The following is a 26,729-nucleotide window of genomic DNA, read 5'->3' on the forward strand; positions in this document are numbered from 1 at the left end:
CTTGCGAAACGCTTACGACGGCGCGCGGTCTGCGAGCAACCCGACCACACGCTGGACGACATCCTCGATTCCCATTCCACTGGTATCGATCAGCACGGCGTCTTCGGCCGGCCGCAATGGCGCCACCACCCGCTGCGCATCACGGGCATCACGGACCATGATCTCGCGCAGCAGGTCGTCAAAGATAACCGAAACACCCTTTTCCATCAACTGTTTATGGCGACGGCCCGCACGTTCTTCGGCACTGGCGGTCAGAAACACCTTGTAGGCAGCATCGGGAAAGATCACCGTGCCCATGTCGCGCCCGTCGGCAACCAGCCCGGGCGCGCGCCTGAATGCGCGCTGGCGCTCCTTCAGGGCGCTGCGCACCTCGGGAATGGCCGCAATGGCCGAGGCCAGCGCACCGGTCGTTTCCAGCCGCAACTCGCTGGTCGCATCCGCGCCATTGACCAGCACGCGCAGTCCTGCCTCGCCCGCATCGTCGAATTCCACCCTGGTGTCGAAGGTGCAGCGCACCAGCGCTGCCGGATCGGAGACATCCAGGTCGGCCCAGCTCGCAGCAACCCCGACAGCGCGATACAGTGCGCCCGAATCGAGGTAGTGCCAGCCCAGCCGGGCAGCCACGATCCGGCTCACGGTGCCCTTGCCGGCGCCGGAGGGGCCATCGATGGTGAGAACGGGCGACAGGTCGGTCATTCAGGTGTCCGGAAGGTCATCAGCCGGTAGTGTAGCGCCGCTTGCAGCGATTGCGCCGCAACCACTTGAAAGCACGACGAAAAGCCGGTTAGAATCGCCGGCTTCATTCCGGGTGCACCCTCGATTGCGGGCACTCTTCCATCGAATCCAACCGTTTACGCCGAGGTGTGCCATGAAAGTCCTGTCCTCCCTGAAGTCTGCGAAGACCCGTCACCGCGACTGCAAGGTGGTCCGCCGCCGCGGTAAGGTCTTCGTGATCTGCAAGTCGAACCCGCGTTTCAAGGCGCGTCAGCGCTAAGCCTCTGCGGCGTGCGCAAGACCCGAGAAAGCCGCCTCCGGGCGGTTTTTTCTTGGCCGCTGCTTCACAGCACTGGTTGCCCTACGTCTCTGCCGCCGGCCGACCCTGGCAGGACATTGTCGTGACTGGGCCGGGGCGCCCGGGCAATCGCGGCCCCGCCAGGTCAGCCGTGTCGCAACAGCGCCTGTCGTCGTTTTTTGCTGTAATCACCACCTGAAATCTTGTCCACTGGGGAGTAGATGACATGCGTAACCGTTTGTTTGTGATGCCGCCGGTCGTGCTGACAATCGCGCTGATGGGGATCAGTGCCGTCGCTTCGGCCGATACGCTGCTGGTCGACCGCGCACAGCAGAAGCCTGCCGCTGCCCTGCCCTTGCGCGGGGAGAGCATGAGCCAGGTCGAAGGCCGCTACGGCGCGCCGCAGGAAAAGCTCGACCCGCGCGGCGGCCAGAAGCGCCAGTGGCCGACCATCCATCGTTGGGTGTATCCGGCCTTCACCGTGTACTTCGAAAAGAGCAAGGTGATCGACGTGGTCGCCAACAAGGCCGATGCCAACGAGATCGGGCCCAAGCCGCCGATCCGCTGAGACACGGCGACGGCTCGGCCGGAGGTGTTGGCATCTGTTATTCGCACGCCGGCCGTCACGATTCGCATCGCAAGCTGGACCGGGTCCGTCAGCATCCGGACATGCGTTGCTGCAATGCTGCCACAAAGCCGGGCGCGGCGAGCGGCGCCCGGATCGCAAGAGCCCGCAGCGACGTGCGGGATATCGATGAACGTGTGGGCGATGGCCCGCACACCAAGATGAGTATTTGCCTGGCATGATCGACCGTCTTCGCTTTCCCGCCGAGTGGGAACCCCAATCCGCTGTGTTGCTCGCGTGGCCGCACGCCGGTACCGATTGGGCCGAGCGCCTGGCCGATGTAGAGGAAACCTACATTGCGCTGGTCACGGCGATCTCCCGCTTCGAACCGGTGGTCGTCTGCGTGGCCGACGACGACCTGCAGATCTATGCCGAGGCGCGGCTGCGCTCGGCGCGGGTGGACATGACGCGGGTGCGTTTCGTGATCGCCGCCTACAACGACACCTGGCTGCGCGATTCGGGCCCGATCACGCTGCGCCAGGACGCCGGCTTCCGGTTGATGGATTTCCGTTTCACCGGTTGGGGCGGCAAGTTCGAAGCCAGCCTGGACGATCAGCTGGTGAGCTCGCTGGATGCCGCGCAGGTGTTCGTGCCGGCGCAGGTGGCGACGGTCGACTTCGCCCTGGAAGGCGGCGCAATCGAGACCGATGGTGCCGGCACCCTGCTGACCACCTGGAAGTGCCTGCATGAGCGCCACCCGCAGCACACGCGCGAATCGCTCAGCAGCGATCTGGCCGCCTGGCTGGCGCAGGAGCGCGTGCTGTGGCTGGATCATGGCTACCTGGAAGGCGACGACACCGACGCGCATATCGATACGCTGGCGCGCTTTGCCGGTCCGGATGCGATCGTCTATCAGGGCTGCGATGTGGCCAGCGATTCGCATTACACCGAGCTGCAGGCGATGGGCGCCGAACTGGCCGCGCTACGCACTGCCGACGGGCAACCGTATCGGCTGTTTGTGCTGCCGTGGGCACAGCCCATTCTCGACGAAGGCCGCCGGTTGGCTGCGTCGTATGCCAATTTCCTGATCGTCAACGGCGCGGTGTTGATGCCGGCCTATGGCGATGCCGCCGACGCAACCGCGCAGGCAGTGCTGGCGCAGGCGTTTCCGCAGCACGAGATCGTGCCGGTGCCGTGTCGTGCGCTGATCTGGCAGAACGGCAGCCTGCATTGCCTGACCATGCAATTGCCGGCCGGCCTGCTCGCGGCCTAATCGCAGTTGCGAACCTCGCCTGCGTCGCGGCCGCACCGACCGCGCGTGGCTTCCTGTTCCGGCCGGCAGGCCGGTGTTACGCCATGGCGCGCTACCTTAGTGCGCCACTTACGTTGGATGCTGCCATGACCCGTCATCTCCTTCCCGTCGCGCTGATCCAGGAGCGCAACCACGGCGACGCCGAGGCCAACCTGGCCGTCATCGCATCGCGCGTGGCCGAAGCCGCCGCGCAGGGCGCAAAGCTGGTGCTGCTGCAGGAACTGCACAACGGTGCGTATTTCTGCCAGCACGAGTCGGTGAACGAGTTCAACCTGGCCGAGCCGATTCCCGGTCCCAGCACCGAGCGCCTGAGCGCGCTGGCCAAGGAGCACGGCGTGGTGCTGGTCGCCTCGCTGTTCGAACGTCGCGCGGCCGGCCTGTATCACAACACTGCGGTGGTGTTCGAAAAGGACGGCCGGCTGCTCGGCAAGTACCGCAAGATGCACATCCCCGACGATCCGGGCTTCTACGAGAAGTTCTATTTCACTCCGGGCGACCTGGGCTTTACGCCGATCGATACCTCGGTGGGCCGCCTGGGCGTGCTGGTGTGCTGGGACCAGTGGTATCCGGAAGCGGCGCGCCTGATGGCGCTGGCCGGTGCGGAACTGCTGCTCTACCCCACGGCGATCGGTTGGGATCCGGAGGACCAACAGGCCGAGCAGGAGCGCCAGCGCGATGCCTGGATCCTCAGCCATCGCGGCCATGCGGTCGCCAACGGCGTGCCGGTGCTGTCGTGCAACCGCGTCGGCCATGAGCCCTCCCCGCTGGGCGCATCGGGCATCCAGTTCTGGGGCAACAGCCATGTGCTGGGGCCGCAGGGCGAGTTCATTGCCGAAGCCGGCCAGGACCCGACCGTGCTGATCTGCGATGTCGACCTGCAGCGCAGCGAACACGTGCGCCGCATTTGGCCGTTCCTGCGCGACCGCCGCATCGATGCGTACGGCGATCTGCTCAAGCGCTACATCGACTGACGCATGCCATTGGAGCTGCGTGCAGTCCGCGATGCGGACATTCCGGCGATCACCGCGATTTATGCGGAGCAGATCGCCGGGGTCAACACCTACGAATACAACGCGCCATCGCTCGATGAGATGCGCGCGCGGGTGAGCGCGATCGTGGATGCGGGCTACCCCTATTTGGTGGCAGAGCTCGATGGCGTGGTCGCGGGCTATGCCTATGCCAGTGCATTTCGCGCGCGTGCGGGATATCGCTGGACGGTGGAGAACTCGATCTACCTGGCCGCCGCGATGCAGCGTCGCGGCATCGGCAAAGCGCTGCTGGGCGAGCTGATCGCGGTGTGCGAGCAGCGCGGCTTCCGGCAGATGATCGCGGTGATTGGCGATGCCGAGAATCTGGCCTCGCGCCGCTTGCATGAACGTTTTGGATTTCGCACGGTCGGAGTCTTTAACGGAATCGGCCGCAAACGCGGTCGTTGGTTGGACGGCGTGCAGATGCAACGCGCGCTCGGCTCCGGCGACACCGCCCCTCCTTCTGATGAAAAAAAGCCACATGACTGAGCAGCCCCCCCACGTTCTGGACGATGCGCTGTCCGGCCAGCCGCATCGCATCGTCGAACGCGACGGCGTGCGCTATACCCTGCTCGGCACCGCGCATGTGTCGCTGGCCAGCGTTGCCGCCGTGCAACGGGCGATCGGCAGCGGGCGTTACGACGCAGTGGCGGTGGAACTGGATGCGCAGCGCCTGCAGGCGCTCAGCGACCCGGATGCCCTCGCCCGCCTGGACCTGGTACAGGTGATCCGCAAAGGACGCGTGGCCTTGTTCGCGGCGAATTTGGCACTTGCCGCGTACCAACGCCGCCTGGCCAAGCAACTGGGCATCGAGCCGGGTGCAGAACTGAAAGAGGCGGTGAACCTGGCACGCGCGCAGGGCTTGCCGGTGCATCTGATCGATCGCGAGGTTGGCCTGACCTTCAAACGTGCGTCCGGGCGCCTGGGCTTCTTCGGCAAGATGAAACTGGCCGGCGGATTGCTCGGCGGCCTGTTCGCTGCCGATGAGGTCGGCGAAGAGGAAATCGAAAAGCTCAAGCAAGGCGACATGCTGGAGGCAAGCTTCGGCGATTTCGCCAGCGAAAGCCCGGAACTATACGAGACCGTCATTGCCGAGCGCGATCAATACATGGCCACGCGCCTGCGCGAAGAAGTCGGCGCGGATCAGCGCGAGATCTTGGCGGTCGTCGGCGCCGGGCATCTGGCCGGGCTTGCGCGCCATCTGGAACAGGACACCGCAGCACCCGGCCCGCTGCGCGAATCGCTGGAATACGTGCAGCAGCGCAAGCGCATTCCATGGATCACGCTGGGCATCCTGGCGATCATCATCACCGGCATCGGCATCGGGTTCTGGCGTGGCGGCCTGAGCATGGGCGCGGACCTGTTGCTGCAGTGGGCCATGTATACCGGCGGCATGGCCGCGCTCGGCTGTTTGCTGGCCGGTAGCCACCCGTTGAGCATTCTCACCGCCGCGGTCGTCGCGCCGTTCAAACCATTCCGCCTGAGCGTGCCGACAGGTGCATTCGCGGCGTTGGTCGAAGTGCATATGCGCAAGCCGGCCTACGGCGATTTTCTGTCGCTGCGCGACGATGCGCAGACGCTGCGCGGCTGGTATCGCAACCGCGTCTCGCGGGTGGTGCTGACATTCCTGTTGACCAATTTCGGCAGCATGGCCGGTGTATGGCTGGCCGGGGTGCAGATCTTCAACCGTCTGCATGGGTGAGCTTAAGCCGCTTGGTCCAGACCGTTCGCAGGAGCGCACCTGGGCGCGATGAGGCTTTACCGGTCAATCCCCGTCGCGCCCGGGTGCGCTCCTACGACATACGGTGGGTTGGTGGATGCTCCGGCGCGAGCTGCAGGTGTGCACAGACGCCGTGCGGAAACGCACGGGCGCGCCGACGCTTCTTGGTAGGAGCGCACCTGGGCGCGATGAGGCTTTCCCGGTCAATCCCCGTCGCGCCCGGGTGCGCTCCTAGGGCATGCGGTTGATTGCCGGACGCTCCGGCGCGAGCTGCAGGCGTACCCACACCCCATAGTGATCCGATGCCCAGCGGCCTTCGGCATAAGGCGCCTCGAATAGGATGCGGGCTTCGCGGGCCAGCAGGCGGTTCTGCTGGAAAAACACATGGTCGATACGCGCAGGCCTGTCGAAGACGTGCATGTTCAAGGTGCTGACCGTGGCATCGCTATTGCGATGCACGCTGCCATAGCTGTCGCCGTAGCCATTGCGTAGCGCTTGCAGATCGAGCGTGTCGGCGGCGGTGTTGAAATCGCCGGCGATCACCACCGGCGCCTGCGCGCTGTTGGAGGCGATGAAGTCCAGTAGATCGGCTACCTGGCGCGTGCGGATGCCGGTACCGCGTGGGTCGGCGCGTTCATTGAGATGGGTGACGTAGACGTTGACCGGCTGGCCGTCGACATCGATCTGCAAATGCGCGGCGACACGGTAGTCGTCCAGCGGCTGCAGCAGGCGCTGGTGCGTGGCCAGCACCTTGCGGTGACTCAGCAACGCGTTGCCGTAGCGCTTGGGCGCGTCGACCGGATCGACCGAGGCGAAGGTGTAGTCGTAGCCGAGCTTGCGCGCCAGCCAGGCAGCCTGATTTTCCACGCTGCCGCGGCGCTCGATCACTTCCTGCAACGCAATCACATCTGGCGCCAGTTGCTTGAGCTGCCTGGCGATATAAGCGCGTCGTGCCGGCCAGTCTTCGCGATCGTGATGCAGGTTGAGCGTGACCAGGCTCATTTCACGCGGCGCCGCACTCGGTGACTGCCCGACAGCTGGCAGTGACCGATCGGTCTTGCCGCGTTGCATGGCTTGCGCAGGATTGACGCCCTGAGCTATTCGCCCGGCCTGCGCGCCAGTCGAGCACAGCAGCAGCACGAGCACCGCGACCGGCCATCCGGCATGTCGCCGTACTGGCGCTGCCCGCGACGGCTGCCACGCCTGCCTCATTGCGTGGCGCGCTCGGCCCGCCGCACCGCGCTGGGCACATCGATCTGCACATTGGCCGGCAGTTGCTGGATGCGCAGTTCGCCGTTCTGCCACTCGGCCGATTCGCCGTTGATGGTCGCCTTGCCGGGGGTTCCCTGATACGGCCACGGCAGCACCACGCCGCCCGGCGGCAGGATCAGCCCTGGCTGCAGTTGCAGCACCAGTTGCTTGTCGGTGCGCTGCAAGGTGTAACTCAGGCGCCCGTACGGTGTGCGCAGTTCGGCAATGCCGATTCCCTTGCCTTCGAACCAGCGCGTCGGCGTGCCGGCCGCGATGACCAGGCTGGCATCGGATTCGCGACCGTAGGCGAACATGTCCAGCACCGAGCGTACGAAGTCCGAGGCGACCCAGGCATGCGGCAGGTCGCCGACGAAGAACGGTGTGCGCGGCGTGCGCGAGACCACTTCGGCCCATTGGTTCCACGGTTGTGGCGCGCGGTCCTTGAAGAAGAACGCAGTCGCATCCCAGGCGCGGTCGCGCCAGCCCAGACGCACGAACGCGGCCACGTTGCGCCACTCGTACGGCGTGTAATCCTTCCATTCGCGCTTGCCGTCGCGGCGGTCGGAGAATTCCTTCCAGTAACGCTCGAAGGTCTTGGTCAGCAGATCCTGCGGCAGACGCTGCTGCTCGCCGCCTGGCGTCAACGCAATGGTGGTCGAGGTCGCATCGAAGTCGCCCAGTTCTGCGGAGCCCGGCAGGAAATCCAGGTTGTGCTGACGCACGGCCGCGCCCAACGATGCGACCAGATCGCCGCTGAATTCATCGCGCGCGGCGCTGAAGCGTGCCGCCTCCTCCGGTTTGTCCAGCACCCCGGCCAGCATCGCCGCGTCCTTGTAGCCGCGCAGTGCCCAGAAGTTGTCCCAGTACGAATGCACCGGCTTGGCCGAATAGCCCTCATGGCTGATCGACACCGGCATCATTCCGTAGAAGGCCGGGTTGCGCATGAAGTTTTCTTCGGTGCGCTCGCTGGCGCGCAGCGTTTCCATGTAGTCGTAGGCGCCGCTGACATGCGGCCACATCTTTTCCAGGAAGGCCTTGTCGCCGGTATAACGGTAGTACTCGGCGATGTTGTAGATCAGCTCACCGTGGCTGTCGTTTTCCGGCACCGGGTCGCTGCCACGGTCGTCCACGCAGCACGGCACCATGCCGTCGGCGAACTGATACGGCGCAAACCAGTCCACATAGTCGCGCACCACATCTTCGCGACCCAGCCGCAACAGCCCTTCGGAAATCATCGCGCCGTCGCGGATCCAGCTGCGCGAGTAAGAGCGCGTACCCGGCTGCAGGCGCGGGCCGATACGCGAGATCAGCATGTGCGCCAGCGCCGTGCGCAAGGTATCGACCACCGGCTTGCCTTCGGCCGGCACGCTGATGCGCACGCGATCGAGCTTGCTGCGCCATTGCTGCGCCACCTGCTGCTGCGCCTTGTCCGCATCGAAGTTGGCCGGCAGCTGCGCGGCGCCGGTTTGCGGAATGACCAGGGCCACTTCACGGCGTTGGCCGGGCTCCAACTTCCAGCGATACAGCAGTACACCCGAGGCCAGGCCGGTTTCGTCCTTGACCTGGGTCACCGTTGGGGACGTGGCCGCGGTGAGATGGCTGACGTCCATGCCGCTGTCGAAGGCGCTCGCAAAGCCGGCATCCGGCCGCTGTGCCGCGAACACCCGCGGCTTGCCGTTGACACTGACCTGGCCGCCATTCACTGCGAGTTGCTCGATGCGGCTGACGCCCCCCAGGGTATTGAGAAACTGCGCCGGCGGGTTGACCTGGAATGGCCGTACTGCCAACGCCAGGGTGAACTCGCGCGCGTCCTTGCCGGTGTTGTGCAGTTGGTAACGCGCGACCAGTTGCGCCTGATCGGGGGTGCCCTGCACAAAGGCGGTGACGCGCAGGTTCATCAGGTCGTGGTGCCAATCGACGCTGGGAATCGGCAGGTAATCGTCCTGCAGGCTTTGCTCGCTGCTGACATCGGACCAGTGCAACACCTTGCCGCCGGTAACCACGAACGGCTCGATGCTGAAACCGCCCTTGCCGACTTCTACCGCACCGTCTTCGCCGATCAGGCCCTGTTCGGTGCCGCCGTCCAGACCGAGAATGGTCCAGTACGGCTGTTCCCCGGAAAAACCGCGCGGATAACTGCCGCGCGGCAGCTGCGCCGCCAGCGACTTGATGAAGTCGTTGGGCGTTGCGGCAAATGCCAGCGGCTGCAACTGCACTTCCTTGATGCCGTAGCGCCAGTTGGGGCCGTCCTTGAGATCGAAACGCAGGTAGCGCGCCTCGGTATCGGGAAGCGCCAGCCAATCGGTGCCGCCCGCGCCGGCGGTGACCGTGCGCAGGTCGCGCCAGCTCCGTCCGTCGCTGGAGGAACGCACCACATATTGCGAAGCTTGCAGACCCGGCACCCACTGCACCACGGCGCCGCCGAATTCGCGCACCTTGCCCAGATCCAGCGTGACCGTCTGCTGTTTGACCGCGCCGCTGAGCCAGAACGTGTCCGGCTTGCCATCGGCCAGGCGCTGTTCCAACGCAGGCGCGGTGTCGGTGATGGCCTTGGCCTGCAGCGGCGAGGTGTCTTCGGGTGGCAGCGGCGTCAGCGCCAGGCGGTCGAAGCACACCGTGCCCTGGCCACCGACCTTGTTGTAGATGGTGAACTCCACGTCCGCACTGGTGCGCAACTGCTTGTCCGCACCCGGACCCCAGGCCTTCTCGATGTTGCGCTTGCGGTAGTTGAACGTGGTCCAGTTCTTCGGGAAGTTGAAGCCCGGCCGGTTGACCCACCACACGTTGTCGCCGCTGGCGTCGATCAGCTTGAGCTGCAGGTCGTTGGAGGGCGACTCGCCACGCACCGCGAACGACATCCGGTAATTGTCCGGATAGGTAATCGGCAAATTGCGGCGGATGCCGACATAGCCGGAGACGCCGTTGAAGTTGTAATCCAGACACAAGGCGTGCCCACCGGAGCTGGTGGCCACCGGGCGCAGCGAACCGCTCACCTGGTTTGACACCACCAGGCGCCAGGCACCGATGTCGTTGAAGCCGTCGAGCACGCGCTCCTGCGCCTGCGCTGTGCCCGCAGACGTGACGAAAGCGGCCATGGCACACAGTCGCAGGAACACTGGTTTCACCCCTTCACACTCCCCAGCAGAAGCCCTTGGATGTAGTAACGCTGCAGCGCCAGGAACAATAGCAGCACCGGAATCACCGTCACCACCGCACCGGTCATCATCAGCTCCACGTCCATGATGTGCTCGCGCGACAGCGCCGCCAGTGCCACCGGCAAGGTGTATTGCTCCTGGTCGGTCAGCACGATCAATGGCCACATGAAATCGTTCCACGAGCCCATGAACGTGAAGATGGTCAAGGTGACCAGCACCGGCTTGAGCATCGGCAACACGATCTGGAAGAAGATGCGCATCTCGCTGGCACCGTCGATGCGCGCGGCCTCGATCAATTCATCCGGAATGCTGCGCGCGTACTGACGCACCAGGAAGATGCCGAACACCGTGGCCAACGCCGGCACCACCACCCCGCCGATGTTGTTGACCAGGTGCAGCTGCTTCATCAGCAGGAACAGCGGCAGCATCGCCACCTGCGCCGGGATCACCAGCGCCGCCATCAGGATCTTGAAGATGCGCTCGCGCCCGACGAACTGCAGCTTGGCGAACGCATAGCCGGCCATGGTGTTGACCAGCAGCGAGCCGAGCGTGATCAGCCCGGACACCAGCAAGCTGTTGGCGAAGTTGCGCGCCATGCCGGTGCGCGCGAACAGCTCGTGGTAGTTGGCCGCGGTAAACGCCGAGGGCAGCATCGGTGGCGGAAACCGGCTGGCCTCGCCCGTGGGCATGAACGACACCGACAGCATCCACAGCAGCGGTGCCAGGCTGATCAGCGCCAGCACCAGCAGGCCGCCGTTGATCAGCACGGCATTCCAGCGCGACTCGCCGACATCACGACTCATATCAGGTCCTTCTTGCGGCCAAAGCGCAGCATGACGGTGGTCACCGCCAGGATGATCAGGAACAACAGGAACGCCACCGCCGACGCGCGGCCGAGGTTCCACCACTTGAAGCCTTCTTCGAACATGAAATACAGCACGCTGACGGTGCTTTGCAGCGGGTCGCCGCGGGTCATCACATAGGGTTCGGCGAACAGCTGGAAGTAGCCGGAAATGGTGATCACCCCGACCACCATCAGGACCGGGCCCAGCATCGGCAAGGTGATGTGCAGGAACTGCTTCCAGCGCGACGCGCCGTCGATGCGCGCGGCCTCGTACAGGTCTTGCGGGATCGCCTGCAGCCCGGCCAGGAAGATCACCATGTTGTAGCCGAAGTTCTTCCACACCGCGAACAGCATGATGGTGGGCATCGCCCAGCGCGGGTCGCCCAGCCAGTCGATCGGGGCGATGCCCAGATGGCTCAGCCCGAAGTTGACCAGGCCATATTTGATATGGAACAGGTAACGCCAGATCACCGCCACCGCCACCAGCGTGGTCACCACCGGCGCGAACAAGGCGGTGCGGAACAGCGCCTTGAAGCGCGAGGCCTTGGCGTTGAGCAGCAGGGCCGCGCCCAGCGACACGCCGATCGACATCGGCACGCCCAGCAGCACGAAGTACGTGGTGTTCCACAACGACTTCCAGAACAGCGGCGTCTGCAGCAGGTCGATGTAATTGCCCAGGCCGACGAAGCGCAGATGGCTGCTGTCGGCCAATGCGTACAGGTCGAAGTCGGTCACGCTGAGCACCAGCGCGGCGAACACCGGCACGCCGAAGAACATGCCCAGCACCATGATCGACGGCGCGGCGAAGACCCAGCCGGCAACGGAATTACGCTTGATCATCGTGCGGCTCCCTGGTCCGCTGCGGCGGCTGGCGCAGTGGTGTCTGCAGCCGCTGGCTGCACTGCCGGCCGAGCCGTGTCACCGGCCGGGCCGACATGCCCGCCCTCCTGCTCGAAGATCCAGCGGCGCTTGGCCAAGATTTCGTCCACGCGTTGATCCAGTTCCTGCACGGCGGCTTCGTGCGATTGCCCGCCACGCACCACGCGCTCGGTGACCAGGCGCATTTCCTGCACGATGCGCTCCCACTCCAACACCTTGGGCGTGGCCTTGACACGCTCCAGCTGGTCGCCGAAGGCATGCGCCAGCTCGTCGTTGGCCAGCGAGGGCAGCTTCCAGGTGCTGCGACGCGGCGGCAGGTCGCCGATGATGGCGTGGAAACGTGCCTGTACCGTGGGCTGGGACAGGTATTCGATCAGCTTCCAGCTGGCGTCCTTGTGTTGCGAGGACTTGAAGATCACCAGGCTGGAACCGCCGGCAATCCCGGCACCCAAGCCATTAGGCCCCGGCAACGGCGCGGTGCCCCACTTGCCTTCCATGCCCGGCGGCTGGCGCAGCTTGAATTCGCGCACGTTCCACGGCCCGGACAGATAGAACGCGTAGTAGCCGTTGAAGAACTCGTACCAGACATTGGAGACCTGGGTCTCGGAGACCTTGGGCGCCCAGCCCTGCTGGTACATGTTGTCGTAGAAGCCCAGCGCCTTGCGGAAACCGGCGCCACGGAAATTGCCGTAGTTGTCATGGTCGCGCAGCAGGCGGTCGTCCTGCTGCAGCGCGAACGACAGTTGCTGCTCGAATTCGTTGAGCGGCATCAGGATGGCGTAGCGGTCGGGGCCGACCTTGCGCTTGATTGCGGCCATCACCTGTTCCATCTCGGCCCAGGTCTTGGGCATCTGGTTATAGCCGGCCTCGCGCAGCAAGTCCTTGCGGTAGAACAGCAGGCGCGTGTCCACGTACCACGGCACGCCGTACAGCGTGCCGTCGACCAGATTGGTATCCCACACTCCGGGGAAATAATCGGCGGGCTCGACGATCTTGGAGCGCGCCACGTACGGCTGCATCGGCTCAAGCGTGTCCAGCAGCGCGAATTCCGGCAGCCAGGTGTTGCCGAGCTGGCACACGTCCGGCAGGCCGTCGGCGGCAAAGGCGGTCAGCAGTTTTTCGTGCGCCGCGGTCATCGGGATGTTCTGCACATCCACATGGATGGTGGGGTTCTGCTTTTCGAAATCGGCCACCAGCTCGGCGACCACTTCGGCCTCCTTGCCCATCGCCCAGAAGCGCACCGTGGTCTTGCCCGGATCGGAGCGTTCGCATCCCGTCGCACCTGCACACAGGGCGAGGGCCAACATCAACAGTTTCAAAAGGCGCACGGATTACTCGGGTTTTTGGCGTTGCGAGGGGTCTTGCTGGGCCTGGGCGGCGGCGGCACGCGATTCGGCCATGCCCAGCGCGCGCGCAGCGGCCTTCTGCTCGTCCTTCTGCGGCGCCGGCTGCGGCTCGCCCTCCGGGGTGAGCCAGCCGCCGGTGAAGCCGGCGCGTTCCAGGCCGGCACGGATGTAGGGGTTCTTCTTCATCACGTTCCAGACGAATTCGTCTTGGTAGTTGGCGATCATCGTCAGGATCGGGCCCTGGTCGATGGCGATGTAGTCGCTGGCCACCCAGCCACGGTCCGGCACCATGCGCCCGGTCTTGATCGGGATGTCGTAGTTGAAACTGGGGTTGAACGAATCCAGGAACCCATAGCTCGAATACAGGAAGTCGCCATAGCGCTTGTGCATCTCCTGGGTGGCAGGAATCACCACTTCCGGGGCGAACACGATCGAGGAGATCGCCGCAGTCGGGGCGATGGTGCCGTCGTCGAAATTCTCGCGCAGACCGGCGCCGCGCGAAGAGTAATGGCGGAACTGGCGCTGCTCGCCGCGGTATTCCTGGCTGGTGTTCTGCGGACCATCGCTGGCGGTAAGGCCCCAGACGTTCTCGCCGTAGTCCTTCCACTTCATCGGGTTGTCGATGGCGTAGTCGCGCTGCGCCAGGGTGGCGCGGCGGCTGTTGAGGAAGTAGTCGATGCCGCGTTCGCGCATGTACTGGTCCTGGATATCGCGAAAGTCGATCCAGACATGGCTGTATTGGTGGCCGAACAGCGGGCCGAACGACAGGTATTCCTGGCCCTGGTAGACGCCCCAGTCGTTGTTGTAGGTGCGGGTCCAGCTGGTCCAGGCGTCCGGGTCCACGCCATGCGTCGGCGAGCCCAGCGCGAGGATGTACAGCATCATCGCCTCGTTGTAGCCCATCCAGTCGTGGTTGATGAAGCCGCTCTCGGGGAACCAGCCCATCGAGATCAGCGGCGCACGCTGTTGCAGCCAGCGCCAGTCCACGCGCTTGTAGAGCGTGTCGGCGATCTGGCGGATCTCCTTCTCGCGCGGGTCGTCGCCGTCGTAATACGACTGGGTGAACAACACGCCCATCATCAGCAGTGCGGTGTCCACGCTCGACAGCTCGACCCAGCTGTCGTAGCGGTTGCCCTGCTGCATGTCCAGAAAATGGTAGTAGAAACCTTTGTAGCCGGCGCGGCCGGTCTTCTGCGGGCCCATCGGCGCGTCGCGGAAGAATTTCAGCGTGGTCAGGGTGCGGTCGATCGCCTGATTGCGGCTGACCCACCCGTTTTCGATGCCGATCGGATAGGCAGTGAGCGCAAATCCGACCGACGCAATGCTGGCGAACGGGCGCGACGGAAACCGATCCGGCGACAGGCCGTTGACCTCGTTGGTGGTGTCCCAGAAAAACTGGAACGTGCGGCGTTCGATGTCCGAAAACAGCGGCGGCAGCGGCGGCTTGACCGGTTTGGGCGGCAGTTGCGCCTCAACCAGGATGACTTTCACCGGTGCCTTCTTTTGGGCCACCTTGGGTTCCTCGGCTTGCTTGCACGACGCCAGGACCAGCGCGCCCAGCAAGAGTGGAATCGTCAACCATCGCGACGTGTTGCCCCTGTCCATCCGCCCCCCACGTGTGTAATCGATTACATCTGACACGCCAACCTACCCTATCCAGGCGCCGAGTTCGACCGCCCTGGCGTTGCGGCCAGGGCGGTCGAGCACCTCACCAGTTCAGGCCGAAGGCCAGACGGAAGGTACGCATCGGCGACGCCAGCACACCGGTCGGTGTGCCGTAAGCCGTGTTCAAGTCCTGCAATGTTCCGGTATCGCCGTTGAAGGTGGCGTAATTGACCCAGTTGAACACGTTGAGGATATCCGCACGCACGTTGAATTTGACACCACCGCCGGTGTCCCACTCTTTATTGGCGGCGATGCTGAATTCCTTGTAGCCCAGCGTGCCATCCGGCTTGAACTGGATGATCTCGCACTGGTCGTTGCCAGCCAGGCAATTCTGGCCGTAGCGCGCGGTCTGGCTGGCCAGCGAGAGCTTGCCGGACAGCTTGATCTCATACGGCAGCTCGTAGATGCCGGTGACCACCAGGCGGTTCTTCGGGATGCCGCCGGCCTCGCGCCAGCCATAGTCCTGGATGCGTTCGCGGTCCAGCGCATAGTGCTCGCCGAACTGACGGTTCTCCTTGGCATCGGAATAGGTGTAGGCCACGGTCAGGCCCCAGCCGGATTCTTCGTCGAAGGGCTTTTCCACCTGCAAGGCCAGCTGGTTGTTGCGGGTTTCCACGCCATTGGTGCCCAGCACGATGGCGCTATAGCCATTCGGACCGTCGGTCGGCACCCCGGAGGTGGTGCCCGGCTGGAAGAACGACCCGTCCGGCAGGCGGTTGCCGCGCACGAAAGCGAAGCCGTCATGGCTCTCGATGCGGCTCAGGGTGACATCGGTGAACCAGTCCTGGCCCCACAACGGCACCATGTTGCGCATGCCGATGCTGAACTGATCGGAGTACGGAGTCTTGAGGTTGTTGTCGATCAGGTAGACCTCACGTCCGCCACCACCGGTGCTGTTGGCCGTGAGCGTGTTCAAGCCATCCTGGCTGTTGTACGCCGGATTCCAGGCCGTGCACGGGTCGCCCAGGCAAGTGGGGTTGTTGGCGCTGGTGAAGTAGTAGCTATACGACTTGAAGGAGTTGTTGAGCTGCTCCAGTGCCAGGTAATCGAAGATGTTGCGGTCATAGGCACGGCCGGCGCCGCCATAGATCACGTGGGCCTGATCGCCGAACAGGTCGTAGGACGCACCCAGGCGCGGCTGCCAAGCATTCTTGAACGCCTTGCGGTTGTTGCCGGTGCTGATGAAGTCGTTGATGTTGTAGTTGGCGTTGCGCAGGTTGGGCCAGTTCTGCAGCGCGCTGGCGACATCCGAGGGGGTCACGAAGTCCAGGAATGCCGGGGTTTCTTCGTAGTCGTAGCGCACGCCCAGGTTCACGGTCCAGTGCTCGTTGACTTCCCAGTCGTCCTGCAGGTAGATGCCGTACTGCTTGTTCTTGGACACCACCGAACCGCCACCTTCCACCAGCGGCGCACCGAAGCGCACCCGGTACGGCGTTTCGACGTCGGTGAGGATGTTGTAGTAGTACTGCGGGTTGGCCGGGTTGAACTGGGTCGAATCCAGGTCGATGCTCTTGAACTTCACACCCATCTTGACGGTGTGCGCGCCGTGCCATTCCAGGCTGTTCAGGGTGAGGTCGTCCTGGAAGGTCCAGCCCTTCTGCCCCTTGCGCTGGAAGCTGCTGCCGGCCCCCGCCGCCAGGATGTCGGTCTCGTTGCCGCGCCCCGGCGCGTAGCTGAGGATGTAGCCATTGCCGTTGTTGATCGGCGCCTGGTTCCAGAACGCGCTTTCGTAGCTCAGGTTGGCCTCGTTGAGGAAATTGGCCCCGCTGTACTGCCAGCGCAGGTTGGCGCGCTTTTCTTCCTGCCCGTTGATGCTGCCGTGCTCATAGGTCGAGGTGCGGCCAACGTCGTTGAGCTCGTCTTCCTTGCGGTACTTGCCGGTCAGCTCGAAGAGGTTGTTCTCGCCAATGGTCCAGTCGATCTTGCCGAAATACAGGTCTTCCTTGAACGGCGTGCTGGAGGTCACCACCAGCGGCTGCAGCTGGGCCGGCAGCTGGTCGACGCGGTCGGAATAGATCGAGCCGGGAATCACCACGTTCGGGGTGGTGTATTCCTTGGCCTCATAGGCGATGAAGAAGTGCGCCTTATCCTTGAGGATCGGGCCGCTGAAGGTGGCGCCGTACTGGGTTTCTTCGAAGTCGTCGCGCACGCCGGCCTTTTTCTCCAGCGGGCTTTCCTCGCGCCAGCCGTCGTTGCTGGTGTCCCAGAAGAAGCTGCCGTGGAAGTCGTTGGTGCCGGACTTGGACGAGGCCACGATGGCCGCGCCGCTGACCTGGTCGAACTCGGCCTTGTAGTTGGACGTAATGACCTTGTATTCGCCGATCGCCGACTGCGGGAACGGGTTACCGCGGCTGGAATCCTGGCCGCTCACACCGCCGGTCAGCACGTAGTTCTTCTGGCTCACACCGTCGATGTAGACATTGGTGCCTTCGGCCGAGGTGGCACCGGTGCGCACCTTGGTGGTGCCGTTGGCCTCGCGGGTGAACTGCACGTTGGGCACGGTGTCGGCCAGTTCCAGGAAGTTGCGCGTGGCGCGCGGCAGGTTCTGGATCTGCACGTTGGAAATGTAGGTCGCGTTCTCGGAGGTGCGCGTCTCCACCAGTACCGGTGGCGCCTTCACCTGCACCGCATCCAGCGTGGTGGCGTTACCACCGGCGGCCGTGGCCGGTTCGCCGCCGACGCCCAGATTCAAGGTCGCGGTCTGGCCGACCTGCACGGTGACGTTCTGCGAGCTGGTCTGGCCATTGGCGGTGACATCGATGCGGTACGAACCCGGCGGCAGGCCGCCTACCGAATAGCCGCCATTGCTGACCTGCACGGTGCGGGTCAGGCCGGTGGCCAGATTGGTGGCGGTGACCTGCGCCTGGGCGGCAGGTGCGGCATCGACGGTGACCTGGCCGCGGATGGTGGCGGCGGTGCTCTGTGCGAAGGCCGGTGCGGCGCCCAGCAGCAGGCAGCTGGCAAGCGCGCAGCTGAGCAGCTTGCGCGCCGGGCGGGCGGAATGGGGGTGGTGGTGGCGCATGGTCGTCCCTCCAGGGATCGGTACAGATTGTTGTTGTGGCAGTGCAGTGGTGCAGGAACAGCCGCTGCGGGGACAGCGGGAGCGGACAGAACGTCCGCGAAAGGGTCGGCAGCCCAGAAACGCGTGGCCGCAAAGGTCAGTGAGCCGATTCGCCAGCACCGCAGGAGGCGCGGATCACCAGCTCGGGTGTCAGCAATTGCCGGATGCCGTCGTCGCGGTCGGGCGTTTCGACCAGGCGCATCAGCCGGCTCATCGCCTGCTCGCCCAGCCGGGCGATGCTCACCCGCATCGTGGTCAGCGCAGGGTGGACAAAGCGGGCCAGCGGAATGTCGTCGAAACCCGCCAGCGCCACGTCGCCAGGCACCGACACATCGGCCTGGGCGAACGCGTACAGGCAGCCCAGCGCAGTCATGTCGTTGGCGGCGAAGACCGCATCCGGCAACGCGCCGGCCGCCAGCATCGCCATCCCGGCACGGTGGCCGGAGGCTTCGTCGAAGTCGCCCGGGTATTCCACGCCCTGCGCTTGCGCACCGAACGCAGCAAGCGCATCGCGGAAGCCGCGCAGGCGTTCGCGCGCGTCGAAATTCAGCGCCGGGCCACCGATGAAGGCGATGCGGCGGTGCCCGGCACGCAGCAGGTGCTCGGTCATGGCCATGGCACCGGCGTGGTCGTCGATGCCCAGCACCGGATAGTCGGCACCGGGCAGGTGCGCATTGATCAACACCGTCGGCAGCGACTGCGGCAGGTTGTCGGTCAGGAACCCCGGCTGCTCGGCGTAGGGCGAGAGCACCAGCAAGCCATCGACGCGCCCGCGCATCGAGCGCAGCGCCCTGCCCTGGGCTTCCGGGTCGCCGTGATAGCTGGACACCAGCAGGTGCTGGCCCGCCGCACGCGCCGCGCCATCGATGCCGCGAATCAATTCGGAGAAGAATTCGCCGTACAAGTCCGGCAACACCACGCCCAGCGTCTGCGACCGCCGGCTGCTCAGGCTGCGCGCGGCCGCATGCGGGCTGTAGCGCAGCCGCTCGGCCAGTTCAAGCACCTGCTGACGCACCGGTCCGGCAACGTTGTCGTGCCCATTGAGCGCACGCGACACCGTTGCAACGGAGACCTGCGCTTCCCGAGCGACATCTTTGATGGTGACCGCACCCTTGGCCATTCGTGCCGCCCTCCGCGACCGACTTCCCAAAACTGGCGCGGACTGTAAGCGTTTTCATACAGAGGCGTAAACCCCTATCTTCACATGCGTGAAAACGCTTACAGATCAATCAGCTGCAGGTGAGGGACGCGTGAAGCAATGTGCTGCGGCGCAACAAACATGCACCCATGCGTCCACAAGCGAAGCTCGATGCAGATCACGATTGGCAGCGAGTCAACCCGGCCTGGCCAGGCGCCGCACGACCCGGCAACCGTCATGGGCACCCCATGCGCCTCGGCAGCGGCGCACTGACGCGCGCTTCCATGAAGGCCATCACCATTGCGCCCCAGCGATTCTGACGACAGCAAACGGCTGGCACGACCGCAGTGCTCCCTGCACGGCAACGCTCAGCCAACCTCGCCCGGCGCGAAGGCCTCGATCGACAAGGCATGAATATCGGTCTGCATCAGCTCGCCCACTGCGGCATACACCGCGCGGTGCCGTGCCAATGGCGGCTTGCCGGCAAATGCAGCACTGACCACGCGCACATTGAAATGCCCACGCCCGTCGCGCGCGCCGGCGTGGCCGGCATGCCGCGCGCTGTCGTCGACGACGTCCAGTTCGGTCGGCACCAGTGCCGCCTGCAATGCTGCGCGGATCTGCTCGACCCGGTTCATGGCAGCACCCGGCGGAACGGGCGGACCTCGGTGCGCGTGTACACACCCGCTTCCACATAGGGGTCGGCATCAGCCCAGGCGCGGGCATCTTCCAGCGCGTCGAACTCGGCAATCACGACGCTGCCGCTGAAACCGGCCGGACCCGGATCTTCGGCATCGATGGACGGACACGGGCCCGCCACCAGCAATCGTCCCGCGGCCGCCAGCGCCTGCAGACGCGCCAGATGCGCCGGCCGCGCCTGCTGCCGCGCCGCCAGTGCGTCGGCCCGGTCATACCCCTCGATTACGTACCACACACGCCACCTCGCCAGAACTTGAAGATCACCAATGGGATTCTAGCTGGCCCGGCGCTGGACACCGCCCCCGCGCACGCATTACCCTTGCCACTACTGCACACGCAACCGGACGCAGCGGCCCGTCGGCCCAGGCTCAACGCTTTTCCCGATGACCGATTCGCTGCCCACCGCCGGCCCGCGTAGACGACCTCCTCGCTGTTCCGTCGCCGCATGCCACGCGGCGCACGTTGTATGTGGATTTGTAGGATCGTGCCGGCGCAGGCACGACATTGATCGCAATAACTCAAGGCAAAGCCCTGCGGGCGCGGCTTAAGACCGCCGCCGGCGACCGTAAGACCGATGTCGACCTGATGAATTCCGAACTCGCGCACGTCGCGACTCCGCCAGCCACGAGCGCGCCGCCACAGCAGCAGGAAATGCCGCTGGCGGTGGTGCATGGGCAACCGGTGCTGCAGATCCCGCAGGATCTGTATATCCCGCCGGATGCGCTGGAAGTCATCCTGGATGCCTTCGAAGGCCCGCTGGACCTGCTGCTGTACCTGATCCGCCGACAGAACCTGGACATCCTGGACATCCCTGTCGCCGAGATCACCCGGCAATATGTGGACTACATCAATGTGATGCAGGAGCTGCGCTTCGAACTGGCAGCCGAATATCTGGTGATGGCGGCGATCCTGGCCGAGATCAAATCGCGCATGCTGTTGCCGCGCCCCCCCAGTCAGGATGGCGAAGAAGAGGATCCGCGCGCCGAGCTGGTCCGCCGGCTGCAGGAATACGAACGCTTCAAGCAGGCCGCCGAGGATCTGGACACCCTGCCCCGCATGGGCCGCGACAGCGCGCCGGTGCAGGCGCATCTGCCCGAGCGCGCCGCGGTCAAGCTGCCGCCGCCGGTGGAATTGAAAGAAATGCTGATGGCGCTGTACGACGTGCTCAAACGCGCCGAGCTGTTCACCGGCCATGCGATCAAGCGCGAGGCGCTGAGCGTGCGCCAGCGCATGGGCGATGTGCTGAGCCGCCTGGACGACGGCAAGTTCTACCGTTTCGAATCGCTGTTCACGGCCGAAGAAGGCAAGCTCGGCGTGCTGGTCACCTTCCTGGCGCTGCTCGAACTGGCCAAGGAGCAGTTGCTGGACATCGTGCAGGAAGCGCCGCTGGCGCCGATCTACGTGAAGTCGCTGGCGTTGGGCAATACCAATGCGCCGTTGCAATTCTCCAGCGAATTCGACGACAGCGATGCCGCCAACGAACCTATCTGAAGCCGATCATCGAATGGATCAAGCGCTGATCACCCGCATTATCGAAGCCGCCCTGCTGGCGAGCAGCCAGCCGCTGACGCTGGCGCAGCTGCAGGGCCTGTTTCCGGAAGAAGAGCCGGCCCCGCCCGGCAGTGTGGAGCGCGCACTGGAATTGCTGCGCGAGGCCTGTGCCGAGCGTGGCGTGGAACTGGTCGAGGTGGCCTCCGGCTTCCGTTTCCAGGTCAAGGCCGACGTGCATGGCTGGGTCGCCCGGCTGTGGACCGAGCGCCGCACCAAATACACCCGCGCCACGCTGGAGACCCTGGCGCTGATCGCCTACCGCCAGCCGATCACCCGCGGCGAGATCGAGCAGGTACGCGGCGTGGCAGTCAGCAGCAACATCATCCAGGCGCTGGAAGAGCGCGAATGGATCCGCGTGGTGGGCCACCGCGACGTGCCCGGCAAGCCGGCCCTGTTCGGCACCACTAAGGGCTTTCTGGATTACTTCGGGCTCAAGCGATTGGACGAGCTGCCGCCATTGTCTGAGTTGAAGGACATCGCCGAGCTGGAACCGCAGCTGCCGCTGGACCGCGACGGGCAACTGGACGGCGCCGTACCGGCGTCGGCAGCGATGGACGCGGCGCAGGATCAGGCCGATGCAGACCAGGCTGGCGCTGAGGGCGGCGATACGGCTGCGAATACCGACGATGCGGATGCTGGCAACACCGACGCGGATATGAAAGCCAACGCTGGCGCTGCGGCTGACGACAGCGGCACCGGCGCTTTGCAAGCGGGTTTGAAAACGGACCAGACCGACGCCTCGGCGAACCCGGCCAGCAGCACCGAAGCACCGAGCGATGACCAGGCCGACGCCGAACGCGATACTGAAAGCGACATTGAAAGTGGTGCCGACGCCGACCAGCATGTACAGGACTCACCCGACGATGCCGCAGTCGACCGGCAACACCACGGTCTCGATGAGGCGATCGACACCGAAGCGGTCGATGCAGTGAACGACCAGACACCGCAGCACCCCGAGCATGGCTCGGCGCACCAGAACAACATGCAGGACCCAGACGACGCCCGTGAGGGCGACCCCGACACCGCGCCGGGAACGCGCGCGGATGCAGTGAACGAAGACGAAGACAACGCCGTCGCGACGACGACCGTGGCTGTTGACGAAGCCGATTCCGACCCAGAGGCCGACCCGCAACGCGGCGGCCGGAGCCAGACACATGAGTGACACCCCCCGCAAGCTGTCGTTGAACAAGCTTTCCCTCAAGCGCGACAGCGCGCCCGAAGCGCCCAAGCTGGAAGAGCGCCTGCACAAGGTGCTGGCCCAGGCCGGCCTGGGTTCGCGCCGCGCACTGGAGCAGCGCATCGCCGACGGCCTGATCAAGGTCAATGGCGCCGTTGCGCAGACCGGCATGTCGGTGCGCAGCGGCGACAAGATCGAGCTGGACGGCCGCAGCTTCGTGGCCAGCGCGCTGACCGAACCTTCGCGCGTGCTGATCTACAACAAGCCCGAAGGCGAAGTGACCACCCGCGAAGATCCCGAAGGCCGCCCGACCGTATTCGAGTCGCTGCCGGCATTGAAGGGCTCGCGCTGGATCGCCATCGGTCGCCTGGACATCAACACCACCGGCCTGCTGCTGCTCACCACCGACGGTGAGCTGGCCAACGCGATGATGCACCCCTCCTACGAGGTCGAGCGCGAATATGTGGTGCGCGTGCGCGCGCCGGAAGGCGAAGAAAAAGTCTCCGATGCCATCATCGAGCGCCTGTCGCGCGGTGTGCTGCTGGAAGACGGCGGCGCCAAGTTCGACGAGATCGAACGCATCGGCGGCACCGATTCGCACGACTGGTTCCGCGTCGTGGTCAAGGAAGGCCGCAACCGTGAAGTGCGCCGCCTGTGGGAATCGCAGGGTTGCCAGGTCAGCCGCCTCAAGCGCAGCCGCTACGGCAAGATCTCGCTGCCGCGCGAGCTGCTGCGTGGGCACTCGGTGGAAGTGGCGCAGGACAAGGTCGACGCCTTGCGCGCCGAACTGAAACTGGAAGAAGGTGCGCCGTCGGCACTGACCCTGCAGCCGGTGATCGGCCAGCGCCGCGCCGCCAAGTCCACCGTGCACGTCTCGCGCGATGGCCGCAGCAATGCCTACGTCAACGGCCAGACCTCCGGCGCCGATGAAGGCCGCGAGCTGCGACGTTTCGACAACTTGCGCGAAGATCGCGGCCGCGGCGGTCGCGGCAAGCCTGGCGGCTTCAGGGGCGGCCTGACCGTCAGCGGCGAAGCGGCCGCCAAGCAATCGCAGCAGCGCCCGTTCAAGCAGCGCGGCCCGGCCAAGGGCGACCGTGGCGCGTTGCCGGACGGCAACCCGGCCGCGTTCCGCAGTTGGTATGTGCCCGATGGCGTGAGCACCGGCCCGAGCGGCCACCGCAACGCCGGCCCGAGCGGCCCGGGCACCGGCCAGGCACGCCCGTATGCGAAGAAAGGGCCGGGCGGCGCGCGTCCCGGCTCTGGCGGTCCAGGCGGCGCCCGCTCGGGTGGTCCAGGACGCGGCGCTGGCGGCGGACAGGGTCAGTCGCAGGGTCAGGGGCAGCGCAAGCATCCGTATGGCCACCCGGGCAACGCACCGAGCTTCCCCTCCGATCACGCCAACCCGGGTTTCAGCCCGTACGGTGCGGCACGCCCGGCTGGTCGCCCGAGCGGTGGGCGTCCGGGTCCGGGTGGTAATCGCGGCCCCGCGTCGGCCAACCGTGGCCCCGGCGGTCCCGGGCGCGGTCCGGGCAGCCCAGGCGGCGCACCGCGCGGCCCCGGCGGCCGTCCGCCGGGCGGCGGCAATCGTCGTCCTCCCGGCGGCGGTAATCGCGGTCGTTGACCGTCAACCGATCCATGCACAAAAAACGGCCCCCGCAAAGGGCCGTTTTTTGTGATGGACGCCGCGGGGCATCCACCGAGACTGGGACGCTGCCGCGTATCCGGCGGTGCAGTCGTGTAACGAAGCCCTTCGCTACGGTGCTACCGCGATGCACCGGCCGCACGCACCGGTTGGGTAGGACGACCTCGATGCTGCGATCTAGCCCTGCAACACGATTGCGCGCCCTCCGTGTGGGCGCAAACGCCGTTCGACATCGACACGCACCGCTCGTGCGCTCCGGTGAAGGACGTGCAGTGCACGCCCATCCGGGGACCACTCGCTCAGTTCGTTACCGCGCTTACTTGCGACGCTCGATCACGAAGTTACCGACGTTGACGCCCAGGTCCACGCCCTCGCCTGTGCCTGCCAGCGCGAGCGAGATATCGCCCTTGGTGACCACCTGTGCGGTGCTGGACTTCACGACACCCGCGTGCGCTTCGGCGGCCGCATACGTGCCGAACAGGTCGTTGAGGCTATAGGCACCGCTAAAGGTGCCGCGGCCGCCGACGATCTTGGATTTACCGACCGTCAGGCCACCGCCTTTGCTGGAGATCTTGACCGAAATGACCGCACCGTTGTCGCACTTGATGGTGCCGGTACCGCTGGCGGTCTTGTAGAACACCGACCAGCCGGACAAGTTGAACGACAGCTGGCAATCGATATTGCCGGCGGCCTGCGCCTGCGGGGCCAGCGTGGCGGCGCCAAGCAGCGCGATAAGCGAAAGTGACTTGATCATAGGGCAGTGCCAGTGGTGGACGTGGCGCGAGACTAGCAGCGCCGATGTGGCAGCCGCGACAAGATGCCAGTGCGGCGCATGCGTTTGTTCAGCGAGGTCTTCGCTGGCCTCGAGATGGCAGCAGAACTGCCGCCTGCAGCCGCGGCATGGGATGATTGCCGCATGCCACGCACCGTCTACAGCCTGCTCGTCAGCGCCCTGCTGCTGCCCACCCTCGCCCACTGCGGCGAGGCGATTCCCACCCAGGGTTACACCGTCGTCAGGACCTATCCGCACGATACCGCCGCCTTCACCGAGGGCCTGTTCTATCTGGACGGGCATCTCTACGAGAGCACCGGCGAGCTGGGCCAGTCCAGCGTGCGCAAGGTCGACCTGGACAGCGGCAACGTCCTGCAGCAGGTCAATACGCCGCCGCCGTTCTATGGCGAAGGCATCGTGGCCTGGAAGGATCGCCTGATCCAGCTGACCTGGCGCAATCAGCGCGGCTTCGTCTACGACTTGGCCACGCTGGCACCGCGTACCCAATTCACCTATTCCGGCGAGGGCTGGGCGCTGACCAGCGACGACCGCCAGCTCTATATGAGCGACGGGACCGCCAACATCCGCCGCCTGGATCCGCAGAGCCTGAAGCAGATCGGCAGCATCAAGGTCACCGCCCGCGGCAAGCCGCTGGACAAGCTCAACGAGCTGGAATGGGTCAAGGGACAGTTGCTGGCCAACGTCTGGCTGACCACCCGCATCGCACGCATCGACCCCGCCAGCGGCAAGGTCGTCGCCTGGATCGACCTCAAGGCGCTGGTGCCGGACCCCGACACCTTGACCGACCCCACCAACGATGTCCTCAACGGCATCGCCTACGACGCCGCGCACGATCGCTTGTTCGTCACCGGAAAGCGCTGGCCGAAGATCTACGAGATCAAGCTGGCTCAGTAGCCGGGATTGGGGATTCGGGATTGGGGATTGGCAACAGCGGGCAGGCAGGTATCTGTGCGGCAGTGCTTGTACCAATCACGAATCACGAATCCCCAATCTCGAACCGATCGGCATCCAGCATCGCGGGAAAACGGGCGCGGTGCTCGGCCAGCGCGATGGCGCTGAGGGTGGTGGTGACCACCTGCTCGCGTTCGCGAATTTCCACCTGCGGCTGGCCAAGGAAATCGATCACCGCGCTGTCGCCGGCGTAGTGCAGTTGGTTGCCATCGATGCCAATACGGTTGACCGCCGCGACGAAGCACAGGTTTTCGATCGCGCGTGCGCGCAGCAACGTCTTCCACGCATAGGCGCGGGCGGACGGCCAGTTGGCGACGAACACTTGCAGATCGAAATCCAGTTGCCCCGGGCGCTCCACATCGAAGCGATTGCGGCAGAACACCGGAAAACGCAGGTCGTAGCAGACCTGCGGATTGATCCGCCAGCCCTTCCATTCCACGGTCAACCGTTCGCGTCCGGCCGCGTAGCGCAGATGCTCGTTGCCGAAGCGGAACAGGTGACGCTTGTCGTAATACTGCAGCGCCCCGTCGGGCGTGGCCCATAGCAGCCGGTTGAACACACCGGCCTCGGTGCGCACCTGCACGCTGCCGGTGACCGCTGCACCCAGGCGTGCGGCCTGCGCGCGCACCCACGCCACGGTTGGCCCGTCCATCCCTTCGGCCTTGTCGATGGCGTCGTTGGAGAACCCGCTGGTGAAGGTTTCCGGCAGGATCACCAGATCGGTCTGCCCGGCAAGCGGCTCCAGCAACGCAGCGTAATAGTCGCGGTTACCGGCCGGGTCATGCCAACGGGTGTCGCCTTGGATCAGGGAGATGCGCAGGTCGTTCATCGAAAGCTCGGGAATGGGGAGTCGGGAATCGAGAATGGGTAAAGCTGTCTGCTGCTGCCTGTGCGCTAAGGAATGTAAGGGCGTCAATTGGACAGCAACTCGGCTCATGGG

At 65.2% G+C, this 26,729-nt stretch carries 23 protein-coding genes; 10 read left to right on the forward strand and 13 right to left on the reverse strand.

Annotated features, from left to right (window positions below; translation table 11 throughout):
• Positions 1 to 12: 12 nt before the first annotated feature.
• The gene (gene cmk, locus FLG15_RS11745) at positions 13 to 696 is read right to left on the reverse strand and encodes a (d)CMP kinase (protein WP_150146366.1); all 684 of its coding nucleotides are present in this window, start codon (positions 694 to 696) and stop codon (positions 13 to 15) included.
• Between the two features lie 172 nt (positions 697 to 868).
• On the opposite strand from cmk, the gene ykgO reads away from it, so the two are divergent.
• The 6 genes from ykgO to FLG15_RS11775 all read left to right on the forward strand — a co-directional run bounded on the left by ykgO (position 869) and on the right by FLG15_RS11775 (position 5,619).
• Positions 869 to 994: a type B 50S ribosomal protein L36 gene (ykgO, locus tag FLG15_RS11750; protein WP_005913193.1), complete on the forward strand. Its 126-nt coding sequence runs from the start codon at positions 869 to 871 to the stop codon at positions 992 to 994.
• A 244-nt stretch (positions 995 to 1,238) separates the two neighbouring features.
• Positions 1,239 to 1,580, forward strand: coding sequence for a hypothetical protein (locus tag FLG15_RS11755; RefSeq protein WP_007970129.1), 342 nt, complete (start codon positions 1,239 to 1,241; stop codon positions 1,578 to 1,580).
• A 235-nt stretch (positions 1,581 to 1,815) separates the two neighbouring features.
• Positions 1,816 to 2,850 (forward strand): agmatine deiminase family protein, encoded by a 1,035-nt coding sequence (locus tag FLG15_RS11760; RefSeq protein ID WP_057661570.1) that lies wholly within the window; start codon positions 1,816 to 1,818, stop codon positions 2,848 to 2,850.
• Between the two features lie 125 nt (positions 2,851 to 2,975).
• Positions 2,976 to 3,860 (forward strand): carbon-nitrogen hydrolase, encoded by an 885-nt coding sequence (locus tag FLG15_RS11765; RefSeq protein WP_057661568.1) that lies wholly within the window; start codon positions 2,976 to 2,978, stop codon positions 3,858 to 3,860.
• A 3-nt stretch (positions 3,861 to 3,863) separates the two neighbouring features.
• Positions 3,864 to 4,406 (forward strand): GNAT family N-acetyltransferase, encoded by a 543-nt coding sequence (locus FLG15_RS11770; RefSeq protein WP_057661565.1) that lies wholly within the window; start codon positions 3,864 to 3,866, stop codon positions 4,404 to 4,406.
• On the forward strand, positions 4,399 to 5,619 hold the full coding sequence (locus FLG15_RS11775) for a TraB/GumN family protein (RefSeq protein ID WP_039571193.1): 1,221 nt from the start codon (positions 4,399 to 4,401) through the stop codon (positions 5,617 to 5,619). Before FLG15_RS11770 ends, FLG15_RS11775 begins: the two co-directional genes overlap by 8 nt.
• A 249-nt stretch (positions 5,620 to 5,868) precedes the next feature.
• Here the strand turns inward: FLG15_RS11775 and FLG15_RS11780 are convergent, their stop codons facing one another.
• The 10 genes from FLG15_RS11780 to FLG15_RS11825 all read right to left on the reverse strand — a co-directional run bounded on the left by FLG15_RS11780 (position 5,869) and on the right by FLG15_RS11825 (position 19,910).
• Positions 5,869 to 6,783 carry an endonuclease/exonuclease/phosphatase family protein gene (locus FLG15_RS11780; protein WP_150146369.1) on the reverse strand — a complete coding sequence of 305 codons (915 nt, stop codon included), beginning with the start codon at positions 6,781 to 6,783 and terminating at the stop codon, positions 5,869 to 5,871.
• Positions 6,784 to 6,845: 62 nt separating this feature from the next.
• Entirely contained in the window at positions 6,846 to 9,983 is a 3,138-nt protein-coding gene (locus FLG15_RS11785; protein WP_209227777.1) for a discoidin domain-containing protein, read from the reverse strand.
• Between the two features lie 26 nt (positions 9,984 to 10,009).
• Positions 10,010 to 10,846 carry a carbohydrate ABC transporter permease gene (locus tag FLG15_RS11790; protein ID WP_057661559.1) on the reverse strand — a complete coding sequence of 279 codons (837 nt, stop codon included), beginning with the start codon at positions 10,844 to 10,846 and terminating at the stop codon, positions 10,010 to 10,012.
• Complete coding sequence (locus FLG15_RS11795) at positions 10,843 to 11,727, reverse strand: carbohydrate ABC transporter permease (protein WP_017157814.1); 885 nt, start codon at positions 11,725 to 11,727, stop codon at positions 10,843 to 10,845. The genes FLG15_RS11790 and FLG15_RS11795 overlap by 4 nt, the downstream gene beginning before the upstream one ends.
• Positions 11,724 to 13,094, reverse strand: coding sequence for a sugar ABC transporter substrate-binding protein (locus FLG15_RS11800; protein ID WP_057661555.1), 1,371 nt, complete (start codon positions 13,092 to 13,094; stop codon positions 11,724 to 11,726). Before FLG15_RS11800 ends, FLG15_RS11795 begins: the two co-directional genes overlap by 4 nt.
• Positions 13,095 to 13,097: 3 nt before the next feature.
• The gene (locus FLG15_RS11805; protein WP_057678444.1) at positions 13,098 to 14,717 is read right to left on the reverse strand and encodes a glucoamylase family protein; all 1,620 of its coding nucleotides are present in this window, start codon (positions 14,715 to 14,717) and stop codon (positions 13,098 to 13,100) included.
• A gap of 103 nt (positions 14,718 to 14,820) precedes the next feature.
• Positions 14,821 to 17,799, reverse strand: coding sequence for a TonB-dependent receptor (locus FLG15_RS11810; RefSeq protein WP_057661551.1), 2,979 nt, complete (start codon positions 17,797 to 17,799; stop codon positions 14,821 to 14,823).
• Between the two features lie 136 nt (positions 17,800 to 17,935).
• Complete coding sequence (locus tag FLG15_RS11815) at positions 17,936 to 18,958, reverse strand: LacI family DNA-binding transcriptional regulator (protein ID WP_150146375.1); 1,023 nt, start codon at positions 18,956 to 18,958, stop codon at positions 17,936 to 17,938.
• A 386-nt stretch (positions 18,959 to 19,344) separates the two neighbouring features.
• On the reverse strand, positions 19,345 to 19,614 hold the full coding sequence (locus tag FLG15_RS11820) for a BolA family protein (RefSeq protein WP_039571900.1): 270 nt from the start codon (positions 19,612 to 19,614) through the stop codon (positions 19,345 to 19,347).
• Positions 19,611 to 19,910, reverse strand: coding sequence for a YciI family protein (locus tag FLG15_RS11825; protein ID WP_039571903.1), 300 nt, complete (start codon positions 19,908 to 19,910; stop codon positions 19,611 to 19,613). Before FLG15_RS11825 ends, FLG15_RS11820 begins: the two co-directional genes overlap by 4 nt.
• Before the next feature lie 350 nt (positions 19,911 to 20,260).
• Here FLG15_RS11825 and FLG15_RS11830 point away from each other — a divergent pair, with 350 nt between their 5' ends.
• From FLG15_RS11830 to FLG15_RS11840, 3 genes are read left to right on the forward strand one after another with little or no spacing between them, the layout of a single operon-like run.
• Positions 20,261 to 21,166 (forward strand): segregation and condensation protein A, encoded by a 906-nt coding sequence (locus FLG15_RS11830; RefSeq protein ID WP_033478219.1) that lies wholly within the window; start codon positions 20,261 to 20,263, stop codon positions 21,164 to 21,166.
• A gap of 13 nt (positions 21,167 to 21,179) precedes the next feature.
• Positions 21,180 to 22,388, forward strand: coding sequence for an SMC-Scp complex subunit ScpB (gene scpB, locus FLG15_RS11835; protein WP_057679529.1), 1,209 nt, complete (start codon positions 21,180 to 21,182; stop codon positions 22,386 to 22,388).
• Positions 22,381 to 24,024, forward strand: coding sequence for a pseudouridine synthase (locus FLG15_RS11840; RefSeq protein ID WP_150146378.1), 1,644 nt, complete (start codon positions 22,381 to 22,383; stop codon positions 24,022 to 24,024). The genes scpB and FLG15_RS11840 overlap by 8 nt, the downstream gene beginning before the upstream one ends.
• A 337-nt stretch (positions 24,025 to 24,361) precedes the next feature.
• On the opposite strand, the gene FLG15_RS11845 is transcribed toward FLG15_RS11840, so the two are convergent.
• Entirely contained in the window at positions 24,362 to 24,799 is a 438-nt protein-coding gene (locus tag FLG15_RS11845) for a hypothetical protein (RefSeq protein WP_057687111.1), read from the reverse strand.
• Between the two features lie 162 nt (positions 24,800 to 24,961).
• On the opposite strand from FLG15_RS11845, the gene FLG15_RS11850 reads away from it, so the two are divergent.
• Positions 24,962 to 25,732: a glutaminyl-peptide cyclotransferase gene (locus FLG15_RS11850; protein ID WP_277601107.1), complete on the forward strand. Its 771-nt coding sequence runs from the start codon at positions 24,962 to 24,964 to the stop codon at positions 25,730 to 25,732.
• A gap of 82 nt (positions 25,733 to 25,814) precedes the next feature.
• On the opposite strand, the gene FLG15_RS11855 is transcribed toward FLG15_RS11850, so the two are convergent.
• On the reverse strand, positions 25,815 to 26,618 hold the full coding sequence (locus tag FLG15_RS11855) for an amidohydrolase (RefSeq protein ID WP_057678273.1): 804 nt from the start codon (positions 26,616 to 26,618) through the stop codon (positions 25,815 to 25,817).
• Positions 26,619 to 26,729 lie beyond the last annotated feature (111 nt).

It is taken from the genome of Xanthomonas phaseoli pv. dieffenbachiae (genome assembly GCF_008639345.1).
Classification (GTDB): Bacteria; Pseudomonadota; Gammaproteobacteria; order Xanthomonadales; family Xanthomonadaceae; genus Xanthomonas; species Xanthomonas phaseoli.

Bases quoted from the DNA above. Each gene is read 5' to 3' on its own strand.
- FLG15_RS11755 (WP_007970129.1), top strand. From the start codon at position 1,239: ATGCGTAACCGTTTGTTTGTGATGCCGCCGGTCGTGCTGACAATCGCG.
- FLG15_RS11790 (WP_057661559.1), bottom strand. From the start codon at position 10,846: ATGAGTCGTGATGTCGGCGAGTCGCGCTGGAATGCCGTGCTGATCAAC.
- FLG15_RS11810 (WP_057661551.1), bottom strand. From the start codon at position 17,799: ATGCGCCACCACCACCCCCATTCCGCCCGCCCGGCGCGCAAGCTGCTC.
- FLG15_RS11820 (WP_039571900.1), bottom strand. From the start codon at position 19,614: ATGAACCGGGTCGAGCAGATCCGCGCAGCATTGCAGGCGGCACTGGTG.
- FLG15_RS11830 (WP_033478219.1), top strand. From the start codon at position 20,261: ATGAATTCCGAACTCGCGCACGTCGCGACTCCGCCAGCCACGAGCGCG.
- scpB (WP_057679529.1), top strand. From the start codon at position 21,180: ATGGATCAAGCGCTGATCACCCGCATTATCGAAGCCGCCCTGCTGGCG.
- FLG15_RS11785 (WP_209227777.1), bottom strand. From the start codon at position 9,983: ATGGCCGCTTTCGTCACGTCTGCGGGCACAGCGCAGGCGCAGGAGCGC.
- FLG15_RS11795 (WP_017157814.1), bottom strand. From the start codon at position 11,727: ATGATCAAGCGTAATTCCGTTGCCGGCTGGGTCTTCGCCGCGCCGTCG.
- FLG15_RS11775 (WP_039571193.1), top strand. From the start codon at position 4,399: ATGACTGAGCAGCCCCCCCACGTTCTGGACGATGCGCTGTCCGGCCAG.
- FLG15_RS11805 (WP_057678444.1), bottom strand. From the start codon at position 14,717: ATGGACAGGGGCAACACGTCGCGATGGTTGACGATTCCACTCTTGCTG.
- ykgO (WP_005913193.1), top strand. From the start codon at position 869: ATGAAAGTCCTGTCCTCCCTGAAGTCTGCGAAGACCCGTCACCGCGAC.
- FLG15_RS11760 (WP_057661570.1), top strand. From the start codon at position 1,816: ATGATCGACCGTCTTCGCTTTCCCGCCGAGTGGGAACCCCAATCCGCT.
- FLG15_RS11845 (WP_057687111.1), bottom strand. From the start codon at position 24,799: ATGATCAAGTCACTTTCGCTTATCGCGCTGCTTGGCGCCGCCACGCTG.
- FLG15_RS11815 (WP_150146375.1), bottom strand. From the start codon at position 18,958: ATGGCCAAGGGTGCGGTCACCATCAAAGATGTCGCTCGGGAAGCGCAG.
- cmk (WP_150146366.1), bottom strand. From the start codon at position 696: ATGACCGACCTGTCGCCCGTTCTCACCATCGATGGCCCCTCCGGCGCC.
- FLG15_RS11765 (WP_057661568.1), top strand. From the start codon at position 2,976: ATGACCCGTCATCTCCTTCCCGTCGCGCTGATCCAGGAGCGCAACCAC.
- FLG15_RS11840 (WP_150146378.1), top strand. From the start codon at position 22,381: ATGAGTGACACCCCCCGCAAGCTGTCGTTGAACAAGCTTTCCCTCAAG.
- FLG15_RS11855 (WP_057678273.1), bottom strand. From the start codon at position 26,618: ATGAACGACCTGCGCATCTCCCTGATCCAAGGCGACACCCGTTGGCAT.
- FLG15_RS11770 (WP_057661565.1), top strand. From the start codon at position 3,864: ATGCCATTGGAGCTGCGTGCAGTCCGCGATGCGGACATTCCGGCGATC.
- FLG15_RS11850 (WP_277601107.1), top strand. From the start codon at position 24,962: ATGCCACGCACCGTCTACAGCCTGCTCGTCAGCGCCCTGCTGCTGCCC.